20 protein-coding genes are annotated in these 23963 nt (G+C 71.4%); 8 read left to right on the forward strand and 12 right to left on the reverse strand.

Features of this window, described 5'->3' with window-relative positions; all coding sequences use genetic code 11:
• Window positions 1–2: 2 nt before the first annotated feature.
• Together ACZ4S3_RS19835 and ACZ4S3_RS19840 are read right to left on the reverse strand one after the other, a co-directional pair.
• Complete coding sequence (locus ACZ4S3_RS19835; RefSeq protein WP_467935886.1) at window positions 3–2231, reverse strand: HAMP domain-containing protein; 2229 nt, start codon at window positions 2229–2231, stop codon at window positions 3–5.
• 243 nt (window positions 2232–2474) lie between these two features.
• The gene (locus ACZ4S3_RS19840) at window positions 2475–3656 is read right to left on the reverse strand and encodes a CapA family protein (RefSeq protein WP_467935889.1); all 1182 of its coding nucleotides are present in this window, start codon (window positions 3654–3656) and stop codon (window positions 2475–2477) included.
• Window positions 3657–3709: 53 nt separating this feature from the next.
• Between ACZ4S3_RS19840 and ACZ4S3_RS19845 the strand changes: the two genes are divergently transcribed.
• On the forward strand, window positions 3710–4681 hold the full coding sequence (locus tag ACZ4S3_RS19845; protein ID WP_467935891.1) for a hypothetical protein: 972 nt from the start codon (window positions 3710–3712) through the stop codon (window positions 4679–4681).
• Between the two features lie 177 nt (window positions 4682–4858).
• Here the strand turns inward: ACZ4S3_RS19845 and ACZ4S3_RS19850 are convergent, their stop codons facing one another.
• The 3 genes from ACZ4S3_RS19850 to ACZ4S3_RS19860 all read right to left on the reverse strand — a co-directional run bounded on the left by ACZ4S3_RS19850 (window position 4859) and on the right by ACZ4S3_RS19860 (window position 7139).
• A complete protein-coding gene (locus ACZ4S3_RS19850; protein ID WP_467935893.1) occupies window positions 4859–5266 on the reverse strand; it encodes a hypothetical protein in 408 nt (135 codons plus the stop codon).
• Between the two features lie 66 nt (window positions 5267–5332).
• On the reverse strand, window positions 5333–5953 hold the full coding sequence (locus tag ACZ4S3_RS19855; protein WP_467935895.1) for a sigma-70 family RNA polymerase sigma factor: 621 nt from the start codon (window positions 5951–5953) through the stop codon (window positions 5333–5335).
• A gap of 355 nt (window positions 5954–6308) precedes the next feature.
• The gene (locus ACZ4S3_RS19860; RefSeq protein WP_467935898.1) at window positions 6309–7139 is read right to left on the reverse strand and encodes a PE-PGRS family protein; all 831 of its coding nucleotides are present in this window, start codon (window positions 7137–7139) and stop codon (window positions 6309–6311) included.
• A gap of 182 nt (window positions 7140–7321) precedes the next feature.
• Here ACZ4S3_RS19860 and ACZ4S3_RS19865 point away from each other — a divergent pair, with 182 nt between their 5' ends.
• The 3 genes from ACZ4S3_RS19865 (at window position 7322) to ACZ4S3_RS19875 (ending at window position 11263) form a co-directional block, all read left to right on the forward strand.
• A complete protein-coding gene (locus tag ACZ4S3_RS19865) occupies window positions 7322–8845 on the forward strand; it encodes a PepSY-associated TM helix domain-containing protein (RefSeq protein ID WP_467935900.1) in 1524 nt (507 codons plus the stop codon).
• A 223-nt stretch (window positions 8846–9068) separates the two neighbouring features.
• Window positions 9069–10187, forward strand: coding sequence for an MFS transporter (locus ACZ4S3_RS19870; RefSeq protein WP_467936454.1), 1119 nt, complete (start codon window positions 9069–9071; stop codon window positions 10185–10187).
• Window positions 10184–11263, forward strand: coding sequence for a sugar ABC transporter permease (locus tag ACZ4S3_RS19875; RefSeq protein WP_467935902.1), 1080 nt, complete (start codon window positions 10184–10186; stop codon window positions 11261–11263). Before ACZ4S3_RS19870 ends, ACZ4S3_RS19875 begins: the two co-directional genes overlap by 4 nt.
• Before the next feature lie 54 nt (window positions 11264–11317).
• Here ACZ4S3_RS19875 and ACZ4S3_RS19880 read toward each other — a convergent pair whose 3' ends face one another.
• Complete coding sequence (locus ACZ4S3_RS19880) at window positions 11318–12526, reverse strand: acyl-CoA dehydrogenase family protein (RefSeq protein ID WP_467936456.1); 1209 nt, start codon at window positions 12524–12526, stop codon at window positions 11318–11320.
• Between the two features lie 206 nt (window positions 12527–12732).
• Between ACZ4S3_RS19880 and ACZ4S3_RS19885 the strand changes: the two genes are divergently transcribed.
• Entirely contained in the window at window positions 12733–14598 is a 1866-nt protein-coding gene (locus tag ACZ4S3_RS19885) for a CoA transferase (RefSeq protein WP_467935904.1), read from the forward strand.
• The gene (locus tag ACZ4S3_RS19890) at window positions 14595–16472 is read left to right on the forward strand and encodes a class I adenylate-forming enzyme family protein (protein ID WP_467935906.1); all 1878 of its coding nucleotides are present in this window, start codon (window positions 14595–14597) and stop codon (window positions 16470–16472) included. The genes ACZ4S3_RS19885 and ACZ4S3_RS19890 overlap by 4 nt, the downstream gene beginning before the upstream one ends.
• A 59-nt stretch (window positions 16473–16531) precedes the next feature.
• On the opposite strand, the gene ACZ4S3_RS19895 is transcribed toward ACZ4S3_RS19890, so the two are convergent.
• The 4 genes from ACZ4S3_RS19895 to ACZ4S3_RS19910 all read right to left on the reverse strand — a co-directional run bounded on the left by ACZ4S3_RS19895 (window position 16532) and on the right by ACZ4S3_RS19910 (window position 19582).
• A complete protein-coding gene (locus tag ACZ4S3_RS19895; RefSeq protein ID WP_467935909.1) occupies window positions 16532–17365 on the reverse strand; it encodes a metal ABC transporter substrate-binding protein in 834 nt (277 codons plus the stop codon).
• A complete protein-coding gene (locus ACZ4S3_RS19900; protein ID WP_467935912.1) occupies window positions 17302–18186 on the reverse strand; it encodes a metal ABC transporter permease in 885 nt (294 codons plus the stop codon). The genes ACZ4S3_RS19895 and ACZ4S3_RS19900 overlap by 64 nt, the downstream gene beginning before the upstream one ends.
• A complete protein-coding gene (locus ACZ4S3_RS19905) occupies window positions 18183–18803 on the reverse strand; it encodes an ATP-binding cassette domain-containing protein (RefSeq protein ID WP_467936458.1) in 621 nt (206 codons plus the stop codon). Before ACZ4S3_RS19905 ends, ACZ4S3_RS19900 begins: the two co-directional genes overlap by 4 nt.
• A gap of 182 nt (window positions 18804–18985) precedes the next feature.
• Window positions 18986–19582 (reverse strand): Type-2Aa cytolytic delta-endotoxin, encoded by a 597-nt coding sequence (locus ACZ4S3_RS19910; RefSeq protein WP_467935914.1) that lies wholly within the window; start codon window positions 19580–19582, stop codon window positions 18986–18988.
• 668 nt (window positions 19583–20250) lie between these two features.
• Between ACZ4S3_RS19910 and ACZ4S3_RS19915 the strand changes: the two genes are divergently transcribed.
• A complete protein-coding gene (locus ACZ4S3_RS19915; protein WP_467935915.1) occupies window positions 20251–20676 on the forward strand; it encodes a hypothetical protein in 426 nt (141 codons plus the stop codon).
• A 117-nt stretch (window positions 20677–20793) separates the two neighbouring features.
• Here the strand turns inward: ACZ4S3_RS19915 and ACZ4S3_RS19920 are convergent, their stop codons facing one another.
• Window positions 20794–21804: a hypothetical protein gene (locus tag ACZ4S3_RS19920; RefSeq protein ID WP_467935918.1), complete on the reverse strand. Its 1011-nt coding sequence runs from the start codon at window positions 21802–21804 to the stop codon at window positions 20794–20796.
• A gap of 266 nt (window positions 21805–22070) precedes the next feature.
• On the reverse strand, window positions 22071–22844 hold the full coding sequence (locus ACZ4S3_RS19925; RefSeq protein WP_467935920.1) for a hypothetical protein: 774 nt from the start codon (window positions 22842–22844) through the stop codon (window positions 22071–22073).
• Between the two features lie 290 nt (window positions 22845–23134).
• Between ACZ4S3_RS19925 and ACZ4S3_RS19930 the strand changes: the two genes are divergently transcribed.
• A complete protein-coding gene (locus ACZ4S3_RS19930) occupies window positions 23135–23878 on the forward strand; it encodes a hypothetical protein (RefSeq protein ID WP_467935921.1) in 744 nt (247 codons plus the stop codon).
• Window positions 23879–23963: the final 85 nt, after the last annotated feature.

Raw genomic sequence — 23963 nt, forward strand, 5'->3', positions numbered from 1 at the left:
TCCTAGTTCCTTCCGGCGCCGGCCGGGACGCGCTCGCATGCGCGTTGCCGGTCCTGGAGCTGCTGCCGGATCAGTTCGAGGCTGCGGGTCACGGCTCCGACCTCGTCGTGATGGCGCGGGTAGAGCACGGTCTTGCGGTCGCCGTCGGCCAGGGCCTCGGCCTGGCGGGCCAGTTCGCGCAGCGGGCGTACGACGACGATGTGCAGCCAGCCCAGGCAGGCCGCGGCCGCGGTGATGCCGAGCAGGCCCGCGAGGACCGTGCGGTTCTGATAGCTGTACTCGGGGATGGCGAGTCCGGAGGCGGGCTGCCAGCTGACGACGGTCCAGCCGAGCGACTTGGCGGCGCCGCCGCCGACGAACGGCGCGGCCGCGGCGATCTGGATGTCGCTGCCGTCCCGGAAGAGGACGCCGCTGGGGCGCGGGCTCTTTCCGACCTTCTGGTTGGTGCCTTCGACGAGTTCGTCGATGCGATCGCCCGGCAGCTTCCCGAAGGCCAGGTAGCCGTTGTTGCCACCGACGATGCGGCGCTTGGCGTCGACCACCCGTACCTCGCCCAGACCCGGGCGGCTGAGCAGCCCGTTGAGGAAGTCGATACGGAACTCGCCGACCACGGCCGCGCCGTGGCGGCCGGGCAGCTCGGCCCGGCCGACGATCACGGGCTTCTTGCCCTGGTCGTCCAGCACGCGGATCAGCTGCGTGCCGGGACCCTCGCCACGCTGCCGGTGCGGCAGCTCGCCCGCCCGTGCCAGGACCTCGCCCGTGGCGTCGAGAACGTACAGGCTCTGGTAGCGCTCGTGCTCGTTCAGGGTGCGTTCCAGCACCTCGGTCATCTGCGCGGGCTTGGTCCGGTCACCGATGAGCGAGGCCACCGACGCGAGGTCGGCGTGGCCTTCGTTGAGGGCCCGGCGTACCCGGTCGCTGAGGGTGTCGGTGCGCTCGCGCTGGTCGTTGACCATCTGCTGCGGTACGACGACGGTGTCGCCGGCGCGGTTGAGCAGCAGCAGGAGCGGTCCCGCCCAGACGAGCAGCAGCACGCCGGCGGCGGCGACCAGGGTGCGGGCGCCGAACCGCGGGACCTTGCCGGTCCGCTCGTCTGCGGGGCTCTCGCCGGTGAGCCGGCGCCGTAGCCGCTCCAGGGCGTCGCCGATGCGGCGGGCCTCGCCGCGCCGGGGCACGGTCACCGGGCGGGTGAGGTCACCGCGGGTGAGCCGACGGCTCTCCAGGAACAGCCGCAGCAGGGGCCGCTGCACGGTGCCGAGCAGCAAGGCGACGGTGAGGCAGCCGATGAGCAACAGGGCTCCGGCGGCGAGCAGTCCGAAGGCCGGGCTGCTCGCGGTGGCCGGGTCCTCGGCGACCTTCACCATGGCCACGACGGTCAGGCCGAGGCCGGTGGCGACGGTGGACTCCCCCGCCTGGGGCGCTGCGAGCGTGGCGTAGCCAGCGAGGGAGCGCTCGCCGAGAAAGCGGTCGCCGCTGAGGCTGCCGCTGACGCCGAGGAATCCGCCGGTGCCGGGTTCCTTCGCCGTGAGGGGGTGCTGCGCGGCCTTGCCGGACGCCGCCTCGGCGAAGGCCCGTAGCTGTCGGTGGGACTCCTTGATCTCCTTGCGCTGCAGAGCGGTGCTGACCTGTTCGGGCGCGGGGATGCCGTCGCTGCTCAAGATCGTGCCCGCCCGGTCGATGACCGCTATGGAGCGGAACTCGCCGAGGCTGATGCCGGGGAACTTCAGGCTGCTGGAGGCGACGAGCAGCTGCTGCGGCCGGCCCTCCCAGGTCAGCAGGGCGAAGGTGAGCAGCCGGGTTTCACCGTTCTTGAGCCGCACCATGCGCGGGGCCAGGCCGTCCTTGCCACCGAGCTTGGCCCGGTCGACGACGGTCAGCGGCACGTTCTCGCCGCGGGCGGCGAGGAGTTTGCCGGACTTGATCTCGACGACGGCGGTGCCCATCCACTTCTGGTAGACGTTGCCGATCTTGTCGAGGACCGCGTCGGGCGGCACCGGGGCACCCGCGCTGAACAGGGCGGCGGTCCGGGTGAGGTCGGTGACGCCTTCGTCGACGGAGGCGCGCAGGGCGATCGCGCCGTCCTCGGCGAAGTGCTGCTGGGAGGTCAGGACGGCCTTGGGTACACGGTCGTGTCCGACGCGGCCAAGAGTGAGGGCGGTGATGCCCGCCAGGGCGAGGAGCAGGACCGACAGCACGGCGATGGGGGGACGTATGCCACCCAGCAAGGACATGTCGGCCCTCCGGCGGACCTTGTGCCGCCGCTTCGTACGCGAAGCGGCCAAGGGGGAGCTCCAATCCGGGAAAGCTGAAAAAGCGCACGGGCGTGCGATCCAGAAGCGTCTGACCCATGACTTGGCCAAAAGGTTGCACAGAGTGAGAAAAATGTAAGACGGATCAGATGTGGCGATGCATACCGAAGCAACGCGCCGGACATACCGGGCGCACCGGATGCGCCGGACACACCGGCTTCCGGGTCAGCGCGGGAGCTCCTCCAGCGGCTCCAGGCCGTCCTTGGCCGCGCCGAGGTTCAGCACGGTGCCCTCGGTCCGCTCGAAGGCGAGGCGGAACCGGGCGCGCTGCTGCGCGGTAAGGCCCTTGCCGTCCTTGAGGGCGGCGGCGACGTCCACCAGGCGGTGGTCCCGCACCGCCCCTTCGGGCACCTTGCCCGACGCATCGGGGTCCGGCGGAATCTGGGTGAAGGTGGGCACGTACTTCGCCTGCACCTCCCACTTGCCGGCCCGCTTGGCGAACTCGAACCACCCGATGACGCCTTCCTCCGTCAGCCCGGTGGGCACCTCGTGACGGGCGACCTCGTTGCCGAGTCCGTACGCGATCCAGGTGCCATCGACCTTTTCCATCGGCTGCACGACGTGCGCGTGGTGGCCGATGATCAGGTCGATACCGGTCTCGCGGGCCAGCCTGCGGCCCAGGGCCAGCTGCGACCGGCTCGGGTTGGGCTGGTTCTCGCGGCCCCAGTGAATGCTCAGGATGACCACGTCGGCGCCCGCCTTGCGGGCCCGCTTCTCGGCCGCGGCGATGTTCTCGAAGTCGGCCTGGTTGGCCAGCCAGGGCTTGTCCTTGGGGATCTCGTTGCCGTTGAACATGGAGGCGTACGAGAGCTGCGCGACCTTGACGCCCTTGACGTCCATGATCAGCGGCCTGGCCGCCTCCGCCGCGCTGCGCGCGGAGCCGGTGTGCTTCAGGCCGGCCTTGTCCAGCACGTTCAGCGTGTTCGTGACGCCGGCGGCCCCGTGGTCCAGGGTGTGGTTGGAAGCGCTGGAGCAGGTGTCGTAACCGACGCGCTTGACCGAGGTGGCGATCTGCGGCGGCACCCGGAAGGTCGGGAAACTCTCGAAGGGGCCCTGCGGCTTGCCCGCCACGGCCTCGAAGTGACAGACCCCGAGATCGGCCTTGCTGATGACGGGCTTGACCCCGGCGAGCAGTGGGTCGAAGTCCAGCCCGTGCACGCCACGGCCCGTCACCTTGGCGTCCTTGCGCGCCTGCTCGGTGAGCTCCGGGTGGATCAGGATGTCACCGGCCGCGGCGACGGTGAACGAAGGGCCGTCCGGCGCGGCGGACTTGGCGTCGTCCGAGCCGAAGGGGCCACAGGCGGCCGTCCCGGCAAGGAGCGCGAGGAGGGCCATGCCTGCCGGCATCCGGCGGACAGTGCGAAGGGGGCGTCTGGTCACCGGGTTATCTTTGTACAACTATGACGGCCAATCGGACAATATCGATAACAATTGCAACAACGCTGCTGGCCGTCGGCGCCGCGCTCCTCGTCCTGGCGTCGTTCGCCCCGGGCCGGGAAACGCACCACGAGGACGGCAGGCCCCGGGACGGGAGCAGCGCACCGGCCGACGCGGACCTGCTCGCCCGGGTCACGGGCTATACGGCGCGATTCAACGAGGACACCGGCTACCGGAGGCCGTCGCGCCAGGACCGTGCCACGATCGCCGACGGTGTCGCCCTGCTCCTGGACGGCGATCGCCAACAGGCAGAACGCCGTCTCTCCGATGTCGACTTCACGGTGCGCACGGTCACCGACGGCGCCACCGGGCGGCGGTACGCGGAGGTCTCCGACACCACCGACGACAGCCCCCGGCCGCGTGGCTGGGGGCGCCTGTACGTCGGGCTCGACGGCCCCGCCCGCTGGTCCGTGCAGGTCCCGCACCCGGTCTCGGACCGCGCCTCGGAACGGCTCGGTGTGGGCGTACTGCGCGGCTCGTCCGGTGGCGTACTGGTGATTGCCGGCGCACATCGCAAAGCCGGCCACGGTGACGCGGCCGATGTGGCGCACCGCCGTGACACCGTCTTCGACGCCGTCTGTGCCGAACTCACCCGGCGCGGGCTGCCCGGCCTTCAGGTGCACGGCTTCGCCGACGAGTCGGCGCCCGGCTACGACGTGATCGCTTCGACGGGGCGGGGCCGGGTGGCACTCGGCGAGGGCCGCGCGCTCGCCGACGCGCTGCGGGCTCGTGAATTCGCGGTGTGCCGGGCATGGGCCCGCTCGTGCCCGCTGGAGGGGCACACCAATGTGCAGGGCTCCAAGGCCGCGGCGGAGGATGTGCCGTTCCTGCACGTCGAGTTCAGCAACCGGCTACGAACGGACGACCGGCGCACCGCCCGCGCCGTCGACGCGATGGGCCGGATCACCGCACTGTGGGAGAAGGGGCAGCGCTGAACGGAGCTGTCCGCCCCGATCACCGCCACCCCCGGCGCCCTATCGTCCCGCCACCGGCACGGCAGCGGGACGACGGGGAGCGGTTGGCGGCATGAGCCGCGGCCGTCAGCCTGGTCACAGACTCCGCCGCCGCCCGCCGCTGTCCGAAGTGCTCTGGTGGGAGTGGTGAGCGGAGGCTCAGCTCATGCCATTGGGACCGAAGGTGGACTTGCTGTCCCAGCTTCCGCTGTTTCCGCTGTTTCCGTTGTTTCCGCTCATCCCGGCGATTCCTTCGTTCCCGGTGATTCCTTCGTTCCCGTTGATCCCTTCGTTCCCCCTCATCCCTTCGTGCCCGTTGATCCCTTCGCGCCCGTTGATCCCTTCGTGCCCGAGGGGACCGGGACCGCTGTCAGCGGTCTGGACGATGGTGTACGAGTCCCTGCCACTCTCGGCGGCAGCTGCACCCGCAGCAGTCAGGACGGCAACAGCAGCCAGGGAAATGGCCGTCAAAGTGGTACGTACTCGCATAGCGCTCTCCTGTCGATAGATGCGGAAACACCCTTTTCCGACCGCTTTGTGATGCATACCGCCGATGACGACATACACACGGATGAGTGACCAGGTCCCCTCGCGAACGGTCGCTTCTCGCACCCCCCGTCCCCTGGCGCCCGGTTACGCCGCGGCTGTGTGCGGAACTCGCGCGCAGGTTTCGGCAGACCTCAGCCAGCCCGTGAGGTCGGCGCGAGCGCGAGCCACGCGGGACCGTACGGTGCCGACCGGGCAGCCCACGACCGCCGCGGCATCCGCGTACGGCATTCCGACCAGCTGCGTGAGAACGAACGCTTCGCGGCGCTCGCCATCAAGCGCATCGAGCAACTCGCCCAGCGCCAGCCCGTCATCGAATCCCGGCAGTCCGCTGGGCTGCCGGTGTTCCGCGACCGCCTGCCAGTCGTCGACATCGGCGATCCGCGGACGGGCGGCGGCGGACCGGTAGCGGTCGATCACCACACGGCGGGCGATGGAGAGCAGCCAGGTGCGGGCGCAGGAGCGCCCGGCGAATCTCGGCAGGCTGGTGAGGGCGCGCAGAAACGTCTCCTGGGCGAGGTCATCGGCGCCGTTCGTGTCACCGCTCAAGTGCGCCACGAATCGCCATACATCGCGGTGGGAGGCGCGGATGAAGCGCTCGATGGCGACGGGGTCACCGTCTCGCGCGGCCAGCGCCAAGCCGGTCAGCTGCTCATCGTCCACGGCGGTCCGCTTTCCGCGGGCCGGACCAACAAGGGCAGGAATCATCGCCACATGTCCTTCGGAGGGTGCGGGCCGTACCACGGCATGGCACGGCCCGTCGGTGAGCGGCACTCCGAGTACCCGTACGCACGAAGGCCGGTGGCGACGGTCGGCGGGAGACAGCCGACGGGCGCGTCTGGACGGGCGTACGTCTACGGGCAGGCCGAAGGGCCGCGGGGCCAAGGGCCGGCGTGTGGGACGGCAGCGCTCACGGAGGTATGAGGGAGGCAGCCGCGCGGACACGCCGGTACTCCGCCCGCCACCGGATCAATGCGCCTTGCAGAAGGGGAAGGGAAGATTCCCTGATTCCCGGACGACATCGGAGAATCCCGGACGATGCCGGGGAACTCGGGACGAGCGGTCAGCAGCAGACCGAAAGCCGCGGCGGGCCCCGGCGTGAGACGACGTACTGCAGGAGCACCCCGCGCAGGCGCATGACATGACCGGCGCCGGCTACCGGGCGCGCGGACGGCTTCGGACCGGGCCGGCTCAGCGTCGTCAGGATCAGCAGCAGGGGCGCGAACAGCACCGCGGCCACGCTGCGGGCGAGCCGGAACGCGGCCGCCTCCCCGCGCCACAGCCACAGCCCGCACACCAGCGCGGCCAGCGCATGGACGAGGAACATGCCGAGGGTTCCCTGGCCGGAGTGCATCATCGGCATCTGGCCCATGTCGCCCGGCATCGCGCCCATATGGCCCATGTGTGCGGCGTGTGTGGCCGGCATGTCAGCCATGCCGGCCATACCGCTCATCCCCCGCATGCCGCCCATCGGCGTCGGCGGAGGCGCGTGGGTGGTCTCCGGGCCGAGGCCCATCTGACGCAGCAGCCGGACCACCGACGCGAGCGACTCGGGCGTAGGGCCGGTTTCGTACCCATCGCACAAGAATCGCGCCGCCCATTGCTTTTCGGGCGAGACGTCCCTTGCGCCGGCGACCGTGGACACCTGCGCCAGACCGAACAGCGAGTGCAGTCCGAGCTGGGCCACAACCGTGGAGCCGACGATGACGAGCGCTCCGCGTTCCCGCCCGGCAAGCCACCATGCGGCAGCGCCCGTGGCGCCGAATGCGACGGCCGGCGCCCACCACTGCAGGGGCTGCCCGGACATCAACGCGTGCCCCAGAGCCGCCGTCGTCACGCACACGGCCGCGAAGATCGCGGCTCGTGCAGCACGTGAGACCGGCCCTGTGGTCATGCCGGACATCGTGCCATCCCCCTCGCGCCCCCCGGGAGGGTGGGTGCGGTGCAGATCTCAACAAGCTGCCGTATGGGCCACCTCACACCACACAGCGGGAACTGGCGCTTCCGTTTACCCGACTCCCTGAAGCGGCACGGCAGCGGACTGGGCCACATCACCTTCGAGCTGGGAGCACCCGCGTGCCCACTGAACAACGTCTCGCATCGAGCGAGACCGGCAATACCGGCGATACCTCGGACACCGTCGGCTCCGGCGAGCAACGGGCGGCCGTACGCCGTACCGGATGGTCCGCCCTTCGCCCGCTGGTGCTGCGCCTGCACTTCTACGCCGGTGTTCTCATCGCGCCCTTCCTCCTTGTCGCCGCCGTCACCGGGTTGCTGTACGCGGGCTCGTTCCAGGCCGAGAAGGTGCTCTACGCCCATGAGTTGACCGTCCCGACCGATGCGCACACGCTGCCGCTGTCCCGGCAGGTCGCCGACGCCCGCATGGCGCACCCGGAGGGCGAGGTCGCCGCCGTACGCCCGGCGCCGCTGCCGGGGGACACCACTCGTGTCCTGCTCTCCGACGTGCCGGGAGTGCCCGCCGACCACCAGCTCGCCGTCTTCGTCAACCCGTATACCGGCGACGTCCGGGGCGCGCTGGAGACGTACGGCTCCACGGGCGCCCTGCCGCTGCGCACCTGGCTCGACGATCTCCACCGCAACCTGCACCTGGGGGAGAACGGCCGGCTCTACAGCGAACTGGCCGCCAGCTGGCTGTGGGTGGTCGCCGGCGGCGGTCTCGCGCTGTGGATCGGCCGCAAGCGTACGAACCGCAAGCTGCGGGCCCTCGCGCTGCCGGATCGCGCCGCCACCGGCCGCCGCCGGACGCTGTCGTGGCACGGCGCGGTGGGGCTGTGGGCAGCGGTCGGCCTGTTCTTCCTTTCCGCGACCGGCCTGACCTGGTCCGCGTACGCCGGGGCGAACATCGACGAGCTCCGCCAGTCCCTGGGGCAGGCGACCCCGAGCGTGTCGACCGCCGTGGCCGAGGAACACGCCCACCACGGCGGCTCCGCAGGGATGGCGGGGATGCCCGGCATGCCGGGGATGGACGGAAGGGACGGACGGACCGGCGGCGCGCCGGGCGGATCCGGATCCGCTGCGTCGGATGTCGGCGTCGACAAGGTGTTCAAGGCGGCCCGCGCCGAGGGGCTGACCAACCCCGTCGAGATCGACCTGCCGACGGCCAAGGGCACCGCCTATGTCGTCAAGCAGGTCCAGCGCAGCTGGCCCGAGAAGCAGGACGCCATCGCCGTGAACCCGGCCACCGGCCAGGTCACCGACGTCTCGCGCTTCGCCGACTATCCCGTCCTGGCCAAGCTCACCCGCTACGGCATCGACCTGCACACCGGAACCCTCTTCGGCATCGTCAACCAGATCGCCCTGGCCGCGCTCGCGCTCGCGCTGATCTTCCTGACTGTCTGGGGCTACCGGATGTGGTGGCAGCGCCGTCCTACTCGCGACCGCGCCTTGTCCTTCGGACGTCCGATGCCACGCGGCGCGTGGCGGCAGATTCCGCTGCCCGTGCTGATTCCGCTCGCGCTCGGCGTAGGGGTGGTGGGCTGGGCGGTGCCCTTGCTGGGCATCTCGCTCGTCGCGTTCCTGGTCGTGGACATCGCTCTCGGCATGATCGCGCGCCGGCGTACTTCCGCTCCGGCCGGCTGACGGATTCGCGGTCCTCGGCCCACGGAGCCGTCGGGGGCCGGTGACCGGGAACTGGGGGCCCGGCCCGTACGACTGACTGGGCCGGGCCCCACACGGGGCGGAGTTTCGGGAGGGCTGCGTGCGGGTGAAGCGTGGGACGGAATCGGAGGCCGCCGGGCCCGGTGGCGACATAGCCCGGTCGCGAGGCGCGGGGCGGGCGGTGACGCTGCTGCTGACGTCCGCGATGGCGTTCTCGATGCTGCAGCTCTTCCTCGTCGGCGCGCTCGGGCCGCGCCTGGTGGCCGAGTTGGGGGTCTCCCGTACGGTGCTGGGTCTGACGACGACTGCGGGCTTCGGCTCGGCAGCGCTGCTGTCACCGGCGGCCGGGCGGTTGGTCGACCGGGTGGGTCCGCGGCGCTGCCTGGTGGCGCTGCTGCTGCTTGCGTCCGTCTCGCTGACGCTGATCGGCGCCGCTCGGGGCACAGCGGCGCTGCTGTTGGCGGTGGCACTCGGCGGGCTGCCGCAGGCCTTGGCCAATCCGGCCACCAACAAGGTGATCCTCGCCGCGATTCCGGCCGCACGCCGCGGTGGAGTCACCGGGCTCAAGCAGTCCGGGGTACAGGTCGGTGCCTTCGTGGCGGGACTGCCGCTGTCGCTGCTGGCGGCGGGGGTGGGCTGGCGCGGGGCGGTGTGGACAGCGGCCGGCGCGGCGGCGTTGGGTGCGGTGTGGGCCGCGCGCGTGCTGCCGCACGACACGATGGCGAAGGGTCGGGGGCCGCTCCCGGCATCGTCCTCGTACGGTGTGACGCGACGGCTGGCCGTCTTCTCCCTGCTGCTCGGCTGCGGCATCGCCTCGGTCAACACCTACCTGGCGTTGTTCGGTTCGCAGCGGCTGGGGCTCTCACCGACCACGGCCGCCGCCTTGGTGGCCGTACTCGGCGTGGCCGGCATCGGCGGACGTGTGGGGTGGTCGCGTGCGGCGGGGCGGCCGGGACGGGCCGAGGCGCTGCCCATGCTGCTGGCGGCCGGTGCGGTGGGCGCGGCGCTGCTCCTGGCCGTCGCGGTCCTGGCGCATCCGCTGGTGTGGGTGGCCGCGCTCGCCGTCGGAGCGTTCGCGGTGTCGGCGAACGCGGTGTCCATGGTCCTGGTGCTGCAACGCGCGGCGCCGGGCCGTGCGGGGCAGGACTCGGCGCTGGTGTCGGCGGGCTTCTTCGCCGGGTTTGCGGTGGGCCCACCGCTGTTCGGTGCGCTGGTCTCGGCCTCCGGTTACGCGCCGGGGTGGCTGCTGGTGGCGGCCGAGTTCGCGGCGGCGGCGATGGTTGCGGTGCCGCTGATGTCCCGTCGCCGGAGGGAAGCGGGATGAACACGTCGCCGGAGGAGGCGGGTTGGGCCGGTCGGGCGCTGGCGTCCCTGTGGGAGCGGGTATCGGTGACGGCGGACGCGGTCGGTCCGCGCTTCCCGCTGTACGCGGATCCGGACAGCGGCTCATGGAAGTCCACCTCACGGGGTTCGTGGACCGGGGGTTTCTGGGCCGGGCTGTTGTGGTTGCGTGCGCTGTCCTCGGGCGGCCCGGACCACCGCGCCGCGGCGGCCGACTGCACCCAGCGGCTGAGGTACTGGGTCGAGCGGGACACCGCCACCCGCGGCCTGGTGTTCTGGTACGGCACCGCACTGGGCGCCGGGCCGGGCGGCGACACGGCGGCGGCCGAGCTGCGAGCGGAGGCGGCGCGGGCCTGCCTTGCCGCGTACGAACCTCAGTGGGGGGTGGTGCCATGGGGCGACGCGTTCGGCGGGCCGCGGATGCTGGCGCGGGCGGACGGGGTACCGGGGCTGGTACCCCTGCTGGCGCACGCGACGGGCGACGGCAAGGCCGCTGCGCACGGCCATCTCACCCGGCATCTTGAACTGTGCCTCGCCCAGGACCCGCCCCGTCCCGCGTGGCAGGCCCGACCGGGAGGTGCCTGGACGGCCCGCTCCAAGCCGGCGCCTGGCTGGAGCCGTACGGCGGCGTGGCTGCTGCTCGGGGTGGCCGACGGGCTCCACTGGCTCGGGGACGACCAGCTGCGCGAGCCGGCCGGGCAGTTGACCGCGCTGCGCCTCGCCCCCGGTGCACGACTGGTCCCGCTCGCTCAGGAGGGGCACCCGAGCGGCCTGGTGGATACCTCCGCCGCCGCTATCGAGGCGGTGGCCGCGTTGAAGCTGGCCAGGCTCGCGCGGAGTGCGGGCGACGGGCAGGAGGGCGATCGCCTGGCGGACCGAGGGCGCCTGATGCTGCGCCAGTTGGCCGAAGCGCACCTGTCCCCCTCGGGTGCGTTGCTGGACGGCTGTTACGACGCCGCGGGTGGCCTCGCCACTCGCCATGAGCTGATCTGGGGAGACTTCTTCTTCGCGTGGGGGCTGGCGCTGCTCACCGGGCTGGTGGAGCCGTTCACGATGTGACGGCATTCGGAGGGGACGCCGTTCACGAGGGATGGCATTCGGATGGGATGCCGTTCACGAGGGGATGGCGTAGCCGCGCAGGACCCGGCGGGCCACCGCGGCGATGTGCAGCTCGTCCGGGCCGTCGAGCAGCCGGGCCGCGCGCCCCGTACGGAACAGCCCCGGCAGGGCGGTATCGGGCCCGAGCCCGGCCGCGCCGTATACCTGGATCGCCGCGTCGGCGACCAGCTGCAGCATCCGGGCCGCCGCGACCTTGGCGAGCCCGGTCTCCACTCGGGCGTCGCCGCCCGCCTCCAGGCGGGCCACCGCCTCGTACACCAGCGGCCTGGTCGTGCGGATTGCCAGCAAGGCATCGAAGACCAGCTGCTGTACGAGCTGGCGGTCGGCCAGCGGACCGGACGACTGGATCCGTGACCGGGCCCGCACGCACATCAGGTCAAAGGCCCGCTCGGCCTGTCCGAGCCAGCGCAGACAGCGCAGGACGCGACCGAGCCGCAGCCGCTCCCCGGCGATCCGCAGCGCCTGGCCACGCTCGCCGACCAGGTGGTCCGCGGGCACGGTGACGCCGTCCAGTTCGATCTCCCACTGGCCGCCCGTGCCAAGGACCGGCAGTTCGCGCACCACCCGGAATCCGGGCGCGGACGTGGGGACCACGAGCAGCGACAGGTCGTCGCCGGTCCGGGCCATCACGGTCACCAGGTCGGCGTCGCCGGCGCCGGTGATGAACCACTTGCGGCCGTGCAGGGTCCAGGCCCCGTCGGGCCCGGCTTCGGCGCGGGTCGTGGTCAGTGCGGGATCGGTGCCAGGGGTGTCGGGCTCGGTCATCGCGTAGCACGTGCGCAGTTCTCCCGCCGCGACGCGCCGCACATGACGCTCCAGGACGGGCTCGGTGGCGTGGCGGCCGAGCATCAGCACGTCCAGCAGGGACGCCGAACCGAGGGCGGCGGGGCCGTGGTCGCTGGCCCCTTCCGCCTCGGCCAGATGCGCGTACCGAGACAGTGGAAGTCCCTGCCCGCCGAACTCAGTGGGAAGCGGCAGCGCCCACAACCCGGCGTCCTTCGCCGCCCCTTGGAGCCTGCGCAGCTCGACCCGTGCGGCCGGTCCGCCCGCGTCGAGCACCGGCTCGCCGGGCATCACCCGCTCCCCTACGAATGCCGCCACGCGCCCGCGCAGCTCGGCCACTTCGGGCGGACAGTCGGGCAGCCCGAACGGGTCGGGGCCGATGGCCGGGCCCGCACTCGGGGTGCCCTGCGTGCGATCCATTGAGTTCACGGCTTTCCTCCGCGTTCACCGGGAACTCGGTGAACCGACAGTCCGACTTACTGGCTGTGGAGTTGGTCGGCCCCGGTCGTCGTCTGGTTCCCGTACGGCTACATCCGCTACATCCGCCTACATCCGTCTGCGTCCATCGACGTCCGTCCACGTCCGTGGGAGACACGCGGCGCGCACCGCCGCCGGAGAGGAACGCCGTGAACGCTGTGAATGCCGTGAATGCCTTGGGTCACCCCACTGTTATCGGTGCGAACCGGCCGCTGGAGGAGGTGGACGTACGGGTCTGGGGTCCTGCCGCTCTCACCGCACCGGCTCTCGCCCACTTGCGGTCGCTCGGCGCGAGGGTGCCGAGGACACCGCCGGCGCAGCCGGGGCCCGCCCGGTTCGCCGCGACCGGCCCGGGACCGGGCGAGGTCACCGCGCACGCCGCCTGGGCGGATGCGCTGCCGGATGCGGACGCCGCCGACGAGGCAACCGTTCAGGCGGCCACCGGGATGATGCATGTGCACGGCAGGCGCGCCGGCGGTCCCCGGGGGCTCGCCGTTGACTATGCCGCCACCTGTGCGTCCGTCCTCACCGTGCAGGGCCTCCTCGCCGCGCTTCTGGGCCAGGCGCGTGGCGGGGACGGCGCCACGGACGTGGCCACCGGGGCCGACCGGGCCGCACTGCTGACGATTTCCCAGTACCTCGCGGCGGCGAACGCCCCCGAGGCGGAGGCGGTGACCCCGGCTCCAGGCGGCCCGCCGTTCACCGCCGCAGGTGGCACCCGTTTCGAGCTGGAGGCGCTGGAGCCCGCCCCCTGGGCCCGGTTCTGGCGCGCACTCGGCGCGCCGGAGGAGGCGATACGGGCCGGCTGGCCCGCCTTCCAGTTCCGTTATGCCACCGCCTGCGCACCCCTGCCCGAGGCGCTGCACCGGACCGCGGGCGCCGCCTCCTGGACGCGCATACGGGAGGCGGCCGCCACCTCGGGGGCCGAGGTGTGCGCGCTGCGTACGCTGGCCGAGCGGGCGGCGGAGGCGACCCCGGCCGCACCATGGACCGTGACGCCATATGCCGCGGCCGGGACGCCGTATGGCGAGGTCGGGACCCCGTATGCAAAGGCCGGGCCCCCCTCCGCCTCCGGCCCTCTTCTCCCCGGCGCCCTTCCGCTCTCCGGTCTGACCGTGCTGGAAGCGGGCCGCCGCATCCAGGCCCCGCTCGCCGCCCATCTGCTCGGCCTGCTCGGCGCGGACGTCGTACGGATCGAACCGCCCGGCGGGGATCCACTGCGCGGCATGCCGCCGTGCACCTCGGGCGTCTCGGCCCGCTGGCTCGCCCTCAACCGGGGCAAGCGCGCCGTGGAGATCGATATCAAGTCCCCCGCAGGACAGGCGGAGTTGCGCGAGCTGGCCGCCGACGCGGACGTCTTCCTGCACAACTGGGCCCCGGGCAAGGCGGAACGGTTCGGGCTGGGCGCCGGCCGTCTCTCGTCCGTCAATGCGCGCCTGGTGTACGCGTACACCAGCGGCTGGGCGGGCCGCCTGCGGGATGCCCCGATGGGCACCGACTTCATGGTCCAGGCCCGTACCGGCGTCGGCGAAGCGGCCCGGCCCGCCGACGAGCCGCCCGCCCCGTCCCTGATGACCTTGATCGATGTACTGGGCGGGCTGGTCGGCGCCGAGGCCGTGCTGGCCGGTCTGCTGCTGCGTGAGCGCACCGGCCGCGGTGTACGGGTGGAGTCCTCGCTGCTGGGCGCCGCGGAAACGCTCACCGCACCCGAGTTGCGGCGGGCCGCGGCGGGCCGGGATCCGCGGCGCCCGGCCGGATTCCGCCGCCCGCTGCCGACGGCCGATGGATGGGTGGCGCCGGCCGACGCCTCTTCCCGCGCGGCGGGTGCCGCGTCGGCGCGGCTACGCGGACTGACGTCGGACCAGGCGGTCGCCGCCCTGCGCGAACAGGGCCGATCCGCCACCGCCGTCACCACTGACCTCGCCGCGCTGCCGGAAGACCCGCGCCTGAGCGGGGCCTTCACCCGCGATGCCCACGGTTCCCTCACCGTCCCCTCCCCCTGGAGGTTCGCATGACATCCGAGTCCGCACCTCGGTCCGCACCCCGGTCCGCACCCCGCGTCTCACCCCGGTCCCCATTCCAGTTCCCCTCCCGGTTCCACGATCTGGTCCCCGCCACACTGCGGCGCGCCTGGGCCGCCGAAGGCCACTGCCCCGACCTGGACTTGTACGCGCTGTTCCGAGCACGACGGATCGCCGACCCGCACGGCATAGCCGTCATCGACGCGCGCGGCGAGGTCGGTTACGCCGAACTGGACGACCAGGCACGATGTCTGGCCGCCGGGCTCGCCGATGCAGGTGTCTGTCCCGGTGATGTCGTAGGCGTCCAACTCCCCAACAGCAGAGAAGCGGTGGCAGCGGACCTCGCCGTGGCCGCGCTCGGCGCCGTCGTCCTGCCGTTCCCGGTCGGACGTGGCGGGCGGGAGGCGCTGTCGCTGCTCGGCCGCTCCGGAGCCCGCGCGGTCATCGCCGCCTCCGTACACCGTGGCGTCGAGCACGCACAGGAGCTGGCCGAACTGTCCCGGCTCCCCGGCGAACTGCCCGCCCTGCGCGCGGTGATCGCAGCCGGCCCCGGCCCGGTCCCCGATGGCTGCCTGTCGCTGGCCGGCCTCCTGCGCACCGACGCGACCGCGTTCACTCCCGCTCGCCCCGACCCCGACACAGCGGCCCGGATCTTGGTTTCCTCCGGGTCCGAGGCCGAGCCCAAGATGGTGGCGTACTCGCACAACGCGCTCGCCGGCGGCCGCGGCAACGCGCTCGCGCCTCTGCTCCGCGACGGCACACCGCCCCGCTGCCTCTTCCTGGTGCCGCTCGCTTCGGCCTTCGGCAGCAACGGAACCGCCGTCACCCTCGCCCGGCACGGCGGTTCCCTCGTGCTGCTCGACCGCTTCACGCCCGACGCCGCCCTGGAGGCGATCCGTGCCCACCGGCCCACCCACGTACTGGGCGTGCCCACCATGGTGCGCATGATGCTCGACCGGCTGCCGGACGGAGCCGATACGCCGCCCCGTCGGAGCGGGCTGACCGGGCCGACCGGGCTGACCGGGCTGACCGGGCCGACCGGGCCGACCGGGCTGACCGGGCTGACCGCCTTGGTACTCGGCGGCTCCGCGCTCGACGCGGCAACCCGCGCCGAAGCCCGCCGGGCCTTCGGCTGCGCGGTGGTCAACCTCTACGGCTCCGCCGACGGCGTCAACTGCCACAGCGGCCTGACCTCGCCGAACGCCCCCGATGACCACCCGGGCATCGGCCCGGACCCAGGCCCGGACCCCGGCCCGGACACCGCCCCTGGGATCGCGGTGGGCCGGCCCGATTCCGGCGTCTGCGAGATCCGAATCGCCCCGCTACAAGGAGATATCGCCACTCGGCAAGAGAACTCCTCCGGCGAAGCGGGAGAGATCATCGCGCGTGGCCCGATGACTCCGCTCTGCTACGTCGGCGCACCCGAGCTGAACATGCGCTACCGCACGGCCGAGGGCTGGGTCCGTACCGGCGATCTCGGCATGCTGGACCACGACGGCACCCTGCGCGTCGTCGGCCGCCTGAAGGACATCGTCATCCGCGGCGGCGCGAACATCAGCCCCGCCGAGGTCGAAGGGGAGCTCTCCTCCCACCCGGACGTACGCGAGGTGATGTGCGTCGGCGTCCCCGATCCGCTGATGGGCGAACGGCTCGCGGCGTGCGTCGTACCAAGGCCCGGACGAAAGCCGGGACTTGAGAGCCTGTGCGCCCACCTGGACGCGCGTGGCCTGGAACGCCGCAAACATCCGGAGCGTTTGCTGCTGGTGACCGACGAACTGCCCCTCACCCCGGCGGGTAAGCCCGACCGCATCGCCCTACGGGAGAGGGCGGCCGCGGAGTTCCCCACCGACCATGCACAGGCAGGCTGATGCCACGAAGGGCGGGGCCGCACACAGCGGCCCCGCCCCATCCCGTGCCAGGCGACTGCTCAGGAACCCGAGAACGCCTTCTCCATCTGCCCGGCCGCCTTGCGGTAGACCGCGAGCAGGTCGAGGTCCGAGCCCGGGTAGTTCACGATGTTCAGCTGCCTGGCACCCGAGCCGGGCAGTACGGTCCCGGTCGACATGTTCTCGTTGTCCAGCACGAACTTCGGCTTCTTCGCCGAGAGCGCGGACAGCTGGGCGGGCGTGACCGCCTCCGGGCCGTACGTACCGACCACCTTCGCCCCGGCCAGTTTGGCCGCCCATGTCGTGAACATCTGCGCCGCCACGGCCGGGGTCTTGCCACCGGGCCACGTGGCCTTCACCTGCTTGGCAAGAGAGTTCCACTCCGTCGAGAACGTGGCGTTCCACCGAGCGGCGGCCCCCTCCGTGCCGAACTTCTTGCCCAGCTTCGTCACCTCGGCCTTGGTCGTCGCGGGCGCGTTGTCCAGAGTGAGTTCGACCAGCTTCGCCTTGGAGCCCGCCGCGTCCTTGATCCGGCCCGCGAACGGCTCGAACGAGGCGTAGAGGACGTAGTCGGCGCCGGCGACCGCGGTCAGGTCGGACGGCTTCAGGTCGTAGTCGGGCGCGTGCCGGATCGAGGCGGGGACGATGGACCTGACGTTCTTGGCCCCGGCCGCCTTGGCCAGCGCCGCCTCCCAGCTGGAGGTGGCGACCACTACGGGACCGGACGACGCCGACCCCGACGTGCCGGCCCTGTGCGTACCGGCCTTGCCGGATCCGTCACCGCAGCCGGTCAGCAGGACCAGCCCCGCACTCAGTGCGGTGACCGCGGCGAAGGGCCGGAAGAGGACGCGGAAGAGGACGCGGACGTGCGCCATGATGAGGTTCTCCGTTCGGGTAGGAGATGAGCGGCAAGGGCGACCGCCCCCGCGGCGAGGACAAGGACCGGACCGGGCGGCAGGTCCCAGGCCAGCGAGATCAGAAAGCCGACGACGTTCACGACGACGCCGATGCCGATCGCCCAGAGCGTGATCGACACCAGCGAACGCCCGAGGCGGCGGGCGGCGAGAGCCGGAAGCAGGGTCAACGCGTCCACCAGCAGGGCCCCCGTAAGGCGAAGGGCACCGGCCACCGCGACCGCCACCAGAACCAGCAGCACAACGGTCAGCCGCTGCACCGCCACACCGGAACACATCGCCAGTTCCCGGTCGTGCAGCAGCAGAGACAGCTCGCGGCGCCGCCAGACGAACAGCGCCGGTACGGCCACGGCCAGTACGCCCAGCACGGCAAGGTCGGCCGGCCGCACTGCCAGGATCGACCCCCACAGCAGCGCGAACGCTCCATTGGCATTCACCCCGGACAGCGCCAGCATCAACAGCGCGGCGGCGATCGCCAGGCTCATCAGCAGCCCCATCGCCCCGGACAGGCCGTCGGCGGTCCGGGCCAGCGGAGCCACCCCCGCACCGGCCAGCGCACACGCCACCAGCGCACACAACACCGGGTCCAGGCCCACCAGTTGACCCACCGCGATGCCCAGCAGCGCCACATGCATCATCGCGAACCGCACCGGCATGATGTCCAGACCGACGATCACCACACCGACAACCGGCAGCCCGAAGGCGGCCAGCAGCAGTCCGGCCCCCGCCCGCTGCACCGGAACCAACTGCAGCAGGTCACCGACCTGCCCCCACGCGTTCACGACACCTCCCGCAGCCGGCCGGCCGCCATCTCCAGCGTCCGGTCGCACCGCGCCGCCATCGCCCGGTCATGCGTCACCACCAGCAGTGTCACCGGCAGCGAGGTAAGGAGGTACGCGGCCTCCTCCTGCCCCACGAAGTCCAGCGCCGCGGTCGGCTCGTCCGCGAGCAGCACGCCCGCTCCGGCCGCCACGCACCCCACCGCCCGCGCCAGGTGCATACGCTGCAACTGGCCCCCCGACAGACTCCCCACCGGCCGGTCCGCGACCTCACCCACGCCCAGCCGCTCAGCGGCGTCCGCCGCCTCCGCCGGGGCACCGCTGCTCGCCAGCAATTCCCTGGCCAGCAACGGGAAACGGCCGGCCGCGGGCCGCTGCGGAATCCACCCGCACGCCCTTCGCCGCCACGCCCACTCGGCGGCGCTACGGCTCCCCCGCCCGCCGACCAGAATCTCCCCGTCGACCTGCCGGTGCAGCCCGAGCACCGCCCGCAACAGCGTCGTCTTGCCCGACCCGTTCGTACCGGTCAGAGCGATCCGCTCACCAGCACCCACCTCCAGATCGACACCGTTCACCGCCTCCAGGCGGCCGTGCCGGCACACCACACCCCGAAACCGCATATCGAGGCCGCCCGCACCGCTCACCCGCCGCCCCCTTGAGGGACCTGACCGATTCTCGCTCCGTTCCACAGCCCACTAGTCGGCCCGACTGGGCGTCGAGTTCCCGCCGGCGGGAAACGTCCGGAGAACCACGGCGATACGGCGAGCCGGGGCATGGCGTCACGCCACGCCCCGGCCGGAGGTCAGGCGGCGGGCCGGAGTGCCTGCCGCACGCCGACCGCGTTCAGCCGGATCGCGAACCGTGCGATGTCGTCGAGGGCCAGCGCGCGGGCCTTCTCCCCGTCCAGCGCAATGGTCACATTGACGCAGAAGGCGACGGCGTGGATGAAGCCCTCGGTCTCCTCGTCCTGGAGCGCGAACAGCAGGTTGTAGTAGTAGCTGGTGCTGTCGGTGGCGTCCCCGTGGAACGAGAGGTGGGTGCCCTCCTGTTCGCCGAGACCGACGAAGACGTCGGCGAGCGCCGCCTCGGCCTTCTCCCAGAAGGCGGGGTTTCCGAAGGGCTGCGCCAGTGCCTGGCGGACGGCCTCCCTGAGCGAGAGCACCATGACGCCGGTGGGAGCGGTCTCCTGGAGCCCCCAGCCGCGGGTGATCTTGACCGTCGAGCTGTCGGGGATCTCCCCCGCCACGCGGCTGATCTCACCGAAGTCGTAGTCCACGGTCGCCGGGGCGATCGCGTGCTGGAACGTATCGGCCATGCGCTGCGTCTGCGCCAGGGCATCGGCGCCCACTTCGAAGACCGTCCGGAACGTTGTCTTCTCAGCGGTGGGCTGATCGGCCATGACTGCTCCTCACATGCGGGAATGAACACGTCGCGCCGACGGGCAAGTATGCCGCCGCGCTCATCGGGCCGATGCGCCGCCCTCCGGCCCACGGCAGCCCGGCCGGGCCGCGATGGCATCGACGTCACCAACGAGCCGTGGACAGCCGAGGGTTGGCACGCGAGGACGTAAGATTGAAACGACTGCACGAAAACGGAAAGTCCGGTTGGGCGTGTTTCAGTCGTTGCACGACCCAACGCTGAGGGGGAACTCCGACTCCGGTGGCGGAAGCGCTAAGCGGGCGTCGGCCGCTTGGAAATGCACGAACCTGATCGCGAAGCACTCGTTCCGCAGCGTCATCGACGTCGACCTCGTCGGTTACCCGGACGACGATCACAAGAAGATCACCTCGACGCAGACGCTGTACTGCGGCACGTGCGGTCGATCGGGCCGGTTCCTACGGCTGGCAAACCCTCAGTAGCTGGCTGAACGAGGGCGGAAAGGTCACGGCTCACCACAAGCCCACCTCGTGGGCTCATGAAGAGGTCGGCGGTGACTGGACACAGGATGGCCGGGTTCACCAGTTGGCCTGGCTGCAGGCCGGGGTTCTTACCGCCCCTCCGCGTCCCGGCCTTCCCGTCCGGCCGATCGCCCTGGCGTTGTCCGAGACGTTGGCTCGCGTCGGTGCGGTGACGTTCACCGGCCTGCATGCCCTGCTGCCCTTGCAGGCGACCAAGCGCAACACCGCTTTCCACCAGATCGAGTTAGCGCCGTGGTTCGGCCTGGCGGATCCGGATGCCCGGCACGAAGTGGTGGTGACTGTCTCCTGCCGCCCTGGGAAGGGTGGGCCGGGCAGGGGTGATGCGGTGACCGTGTGCGAGGCGGTGCGGGAGATGGCGCAGGGGGCGGTGGATGTCTCCCCGTCCGTGGCGGCCGGCGGTCTGCCGGGACTGGATCTCGATCTCGGCCGTGTGGTGCATGCCGAGGGAATGCATGAGGTCATGCGGTTGGGCTGCCGTACGCGGGAGTGGTCACCGGATATTGCGGTGTGGCTGGTGGAGATGGTCGCCGATGGATTGCGGGGGGGGCGGGGCGGTTGGCGCCGGTGGTCGTAACGGCCTCGCGCTCGGACCGCCCCTCGGCGTGATGGGGCAACGGCCCGTCCGGCCCAGCGAAGCCTGATCGGGGCCACTCCGCACCGCCGAACCCGATCAGGCTTCCCAGCGCACTCATCAGTGCCGATGGTGAGCTTCACCCGCTTCGGCTTTCCCGCCCGTGGCGCGGTCGTTGTCCGCCCGGTCCGTACCGTGCCCCACAGGCACCGTGAAGGCCGCGGTGCGGACCTTGCCCTCGTGCTGGAAATCAAGGAAGAGACGGTACGAGCCGGTGCTGGGCGCCGTGGCGGTGAAGGAGATGGCGGGGCCCGGCTTGGTCTTTCCGTCGCCGGGGGCGCCGTTGGGGTGGACGTGCAGGTAGGCCAGGTCTCCGGAGCGCAGGGCCACCAAGTGGCCGTAGGCGCCGAGGTAGGGGTCGAGGTCGGTGACCGGGCGGCCGGCCTTGGTGACCTTCAGGTTCAGCTCGCCCGGTGCCCCCGAGCGCAGTTCGCCGTCGAGAGTGACGGTGTAGCCGTCGACCTTGGCTACGGCCGAGGGAGCAGGTAGCGGGGCAGCCCGGTAGTTGCCGGTGACCGCGAGGTCCGTGCCCAGGGTGAGGTTCTTGGCACCCTGGCCGGCGGGAGTGAAGTCGGCGAAGAGCCGGTACGTACCGGCTGCCGGGAGCTCGGCGTTCGTACTCCAGGTGCCGTCGGCCGCCCGGGTGGGGTGCAGGTGCCGGTAGGTGCCCAGGTCCCGGGAAGCGAGGATCAGGTGGAGTTCCTTGCCGTGCGCGCGCTGGTAGGCGGTGACCTGCCGGCCCGCGCGGTCGCGGATGGCGAAGCGGAGTGCGGCCGGCTCGGCCGCCGAAATGCGCGGGGTCTTGAGGTCGAGGGTGTAGCCGCTCTCCGAGACCTGCAGTCCGCCCGGCGGCGCGTCGTGACCACCCTCCTCGTGGACCCCTCCTTCCTCCTCGTGGGCCCCTCCTCCCCCCGGCCCTCCCTCCGGCGTGCCGGTGCCGTGGTGTCCGGCATGCGCCACCGGTCCGCGGGCCGTGGTGAGGGGCGTGACGGCGTTGCCCACTCCGTAGGCGGCACCGAAGGACGCGGCGAGCGCGGTGACGAAGGCGGTGATCTTCAGGGGCGTGGTCATCGGGGGCGTGTTCATTTTGGTTCCCCTCGGGACGTCGGGTGCGGCCGGGCACCAGGTCTGGGGCCAGGCACCGGGTAGTCATGCCAAGCCCGGAGCCGAGCATTTCCCGAAGCATATACCCCCCTAGGGTATGCGCAAGACGTTCAACGCCTGCGAGACATAGGGGCTGGAGGTGTACGCGCTAGAGGTGTACGGGGTAGCGGTGTGCAAGCCGAAGTCGAAGCGAGATGCGGTGTCGGCGCTTGCGCCGCGGTGGATCCGTGCGATCACTTCAAGATGTTGACCGCGCGGGCGACAACCAGGACAACCGTCAGCAGCGAGATCGCCGACTGCAAGAGCATGAGCATCTTCGCCCAACGGGTCAGCGGCATCACATCCGTGGGACTGAACGCCGTGGCGTTGGTGAAGGACAGATACAGGTAGTCGGGGAATGCGGGCTCCCAGTGCTCCGGCACAAGTTCGGGTGCCTGCATCTGCGGGAAGAGGAAATCGGGATACGTCCGGGTGGCCTGCATGCGCGCGACAGGACCGCCCCGGTCCCACTCCCAGTACCAGAGCGCGAAAACGATGACATTCGTGAGCCAGATACCACCGCCGCTCATCAGCAGCGGTCCCGCGTCGGCGCCTCCGGCTCCCTGGACCAGCTCGATCACCAGATGCACCGCGGACCAGCCGTTCGCCGCGCTGATCATCGCGATCAGCGCCAGCCCCGCCAACCGGTAGAGCCGCGAGACACGCTCGATCCGGTACGGATTGGCAGCGACGAGCGCGATCAGCAGCGCGGTCTCCAACGACGGCAGCAGCCACTCCGGATGAATGGCCAGCCGCTCGGGCAGCAGCCACTGCAGCCCGATCGCCGCCAGCACCGCAAGCGTCGACGGCCAGCGCGGCTCGCCCTGTGTCACCCGCCGCCACGCCGGCAGCAACCGGCGCCCCGCCTGCCCTATCCCTGACCGGGCGGGCACCAGCAGCTCCTCGATACGGGTAAGCCGCTCGGACAGAGCATCGCCCGATTCTCCGGGCTCAGGTTGCTGAGACATGTGGTTCATGCTCGCCGCTGACCGGCAGGGTGTCCACGCGCCGTTGCCCCGAGGGCGCGTGGCGCGGTGACATTCGCCATAGCAAAATCTCGACAACCAGGGGCAACTGCCCGGTTTCGCTGAGATCTTCCCCCTGCAATGCCCCGGCCGCCCCTCGCCAGTCAGCGGCGGATGTCTGGGCGCCATGGCCGCACAGCCTTACGATCAGCGCCTGCCGCACCGCCCACCCCCATACCGCGACGGCCTCTCTTGCTTTCCTGACTTCGTTTTTTGACCCAGAAGAAGGCTTCATGAAGCTTCGTCGTGCCTTGGTGACGGTCGCTACGACCGCCGCGCTGCCGTTCGCCCTCGCCGCGTGCTCCTCCGGTGGCACCAGCAAGCCCTCGACGGCCTCGTCCGCATCGTCAGCCAGTCGAACGGCAGATTCGTCATCTGCCGACGGCCCGAACGCCGGCCTGCTCAACGGCACCCGGCTCAAGTCCCTGCTCCTTCCGGCCGGGGTACTGCCCAAGGGGTACAAGGCCGACCCGAAAGTCACGCGTGACACGGGGAACGTCTTCGCAGCCCCGTCGTCGAGCGCAGCTGTCGACCTGGCAAGCGCTTGCCCGAAGCTGGAGGCCAGTGCCTGGATCGAGACCAGCGGCATTCACAGCGCCTCGTTCGCCCAAGGCGACTTCGCCAACGCCTCCCAGGAGGAGTTCAACGAGGAGATCGACAGTTTCAGAGGCACAGACGCGCAAAAGGCCATGACGCGCTTGGAGCAGGTGCTCACGCACTGCGCGCACTTCAAGGACACCTCCAGCGGCACCACCGCCGCGGTGACGGTCAAGACCACGAAGGTTCCGAAGGTGGGCGACCAGACCCTCAAGGCCGTCGTCTCCGCACCTGAGTGGGAGGGCGGCACCACGCTGGTGGCGACTCGGGTCGGGAAGGTCGTCATCACCACCTTCTACAACGTCCAGTCCAGTGACATGGGCGCCGCCGGCCTCGGCCTGACCAAGAAGATCGCGGCACAGGTCCAGCAAGCGAAATAGCCGCCGTCGCATGCCCCGCGCTCCCCGGCAAACACGCGGTGACGCGATCGTTGTGCCGGCTGCGGGGTCAGCGGATGCAGATATC

Source organism: Streptomyces sp. NPDC028368 (assembly GCF_055565615.1).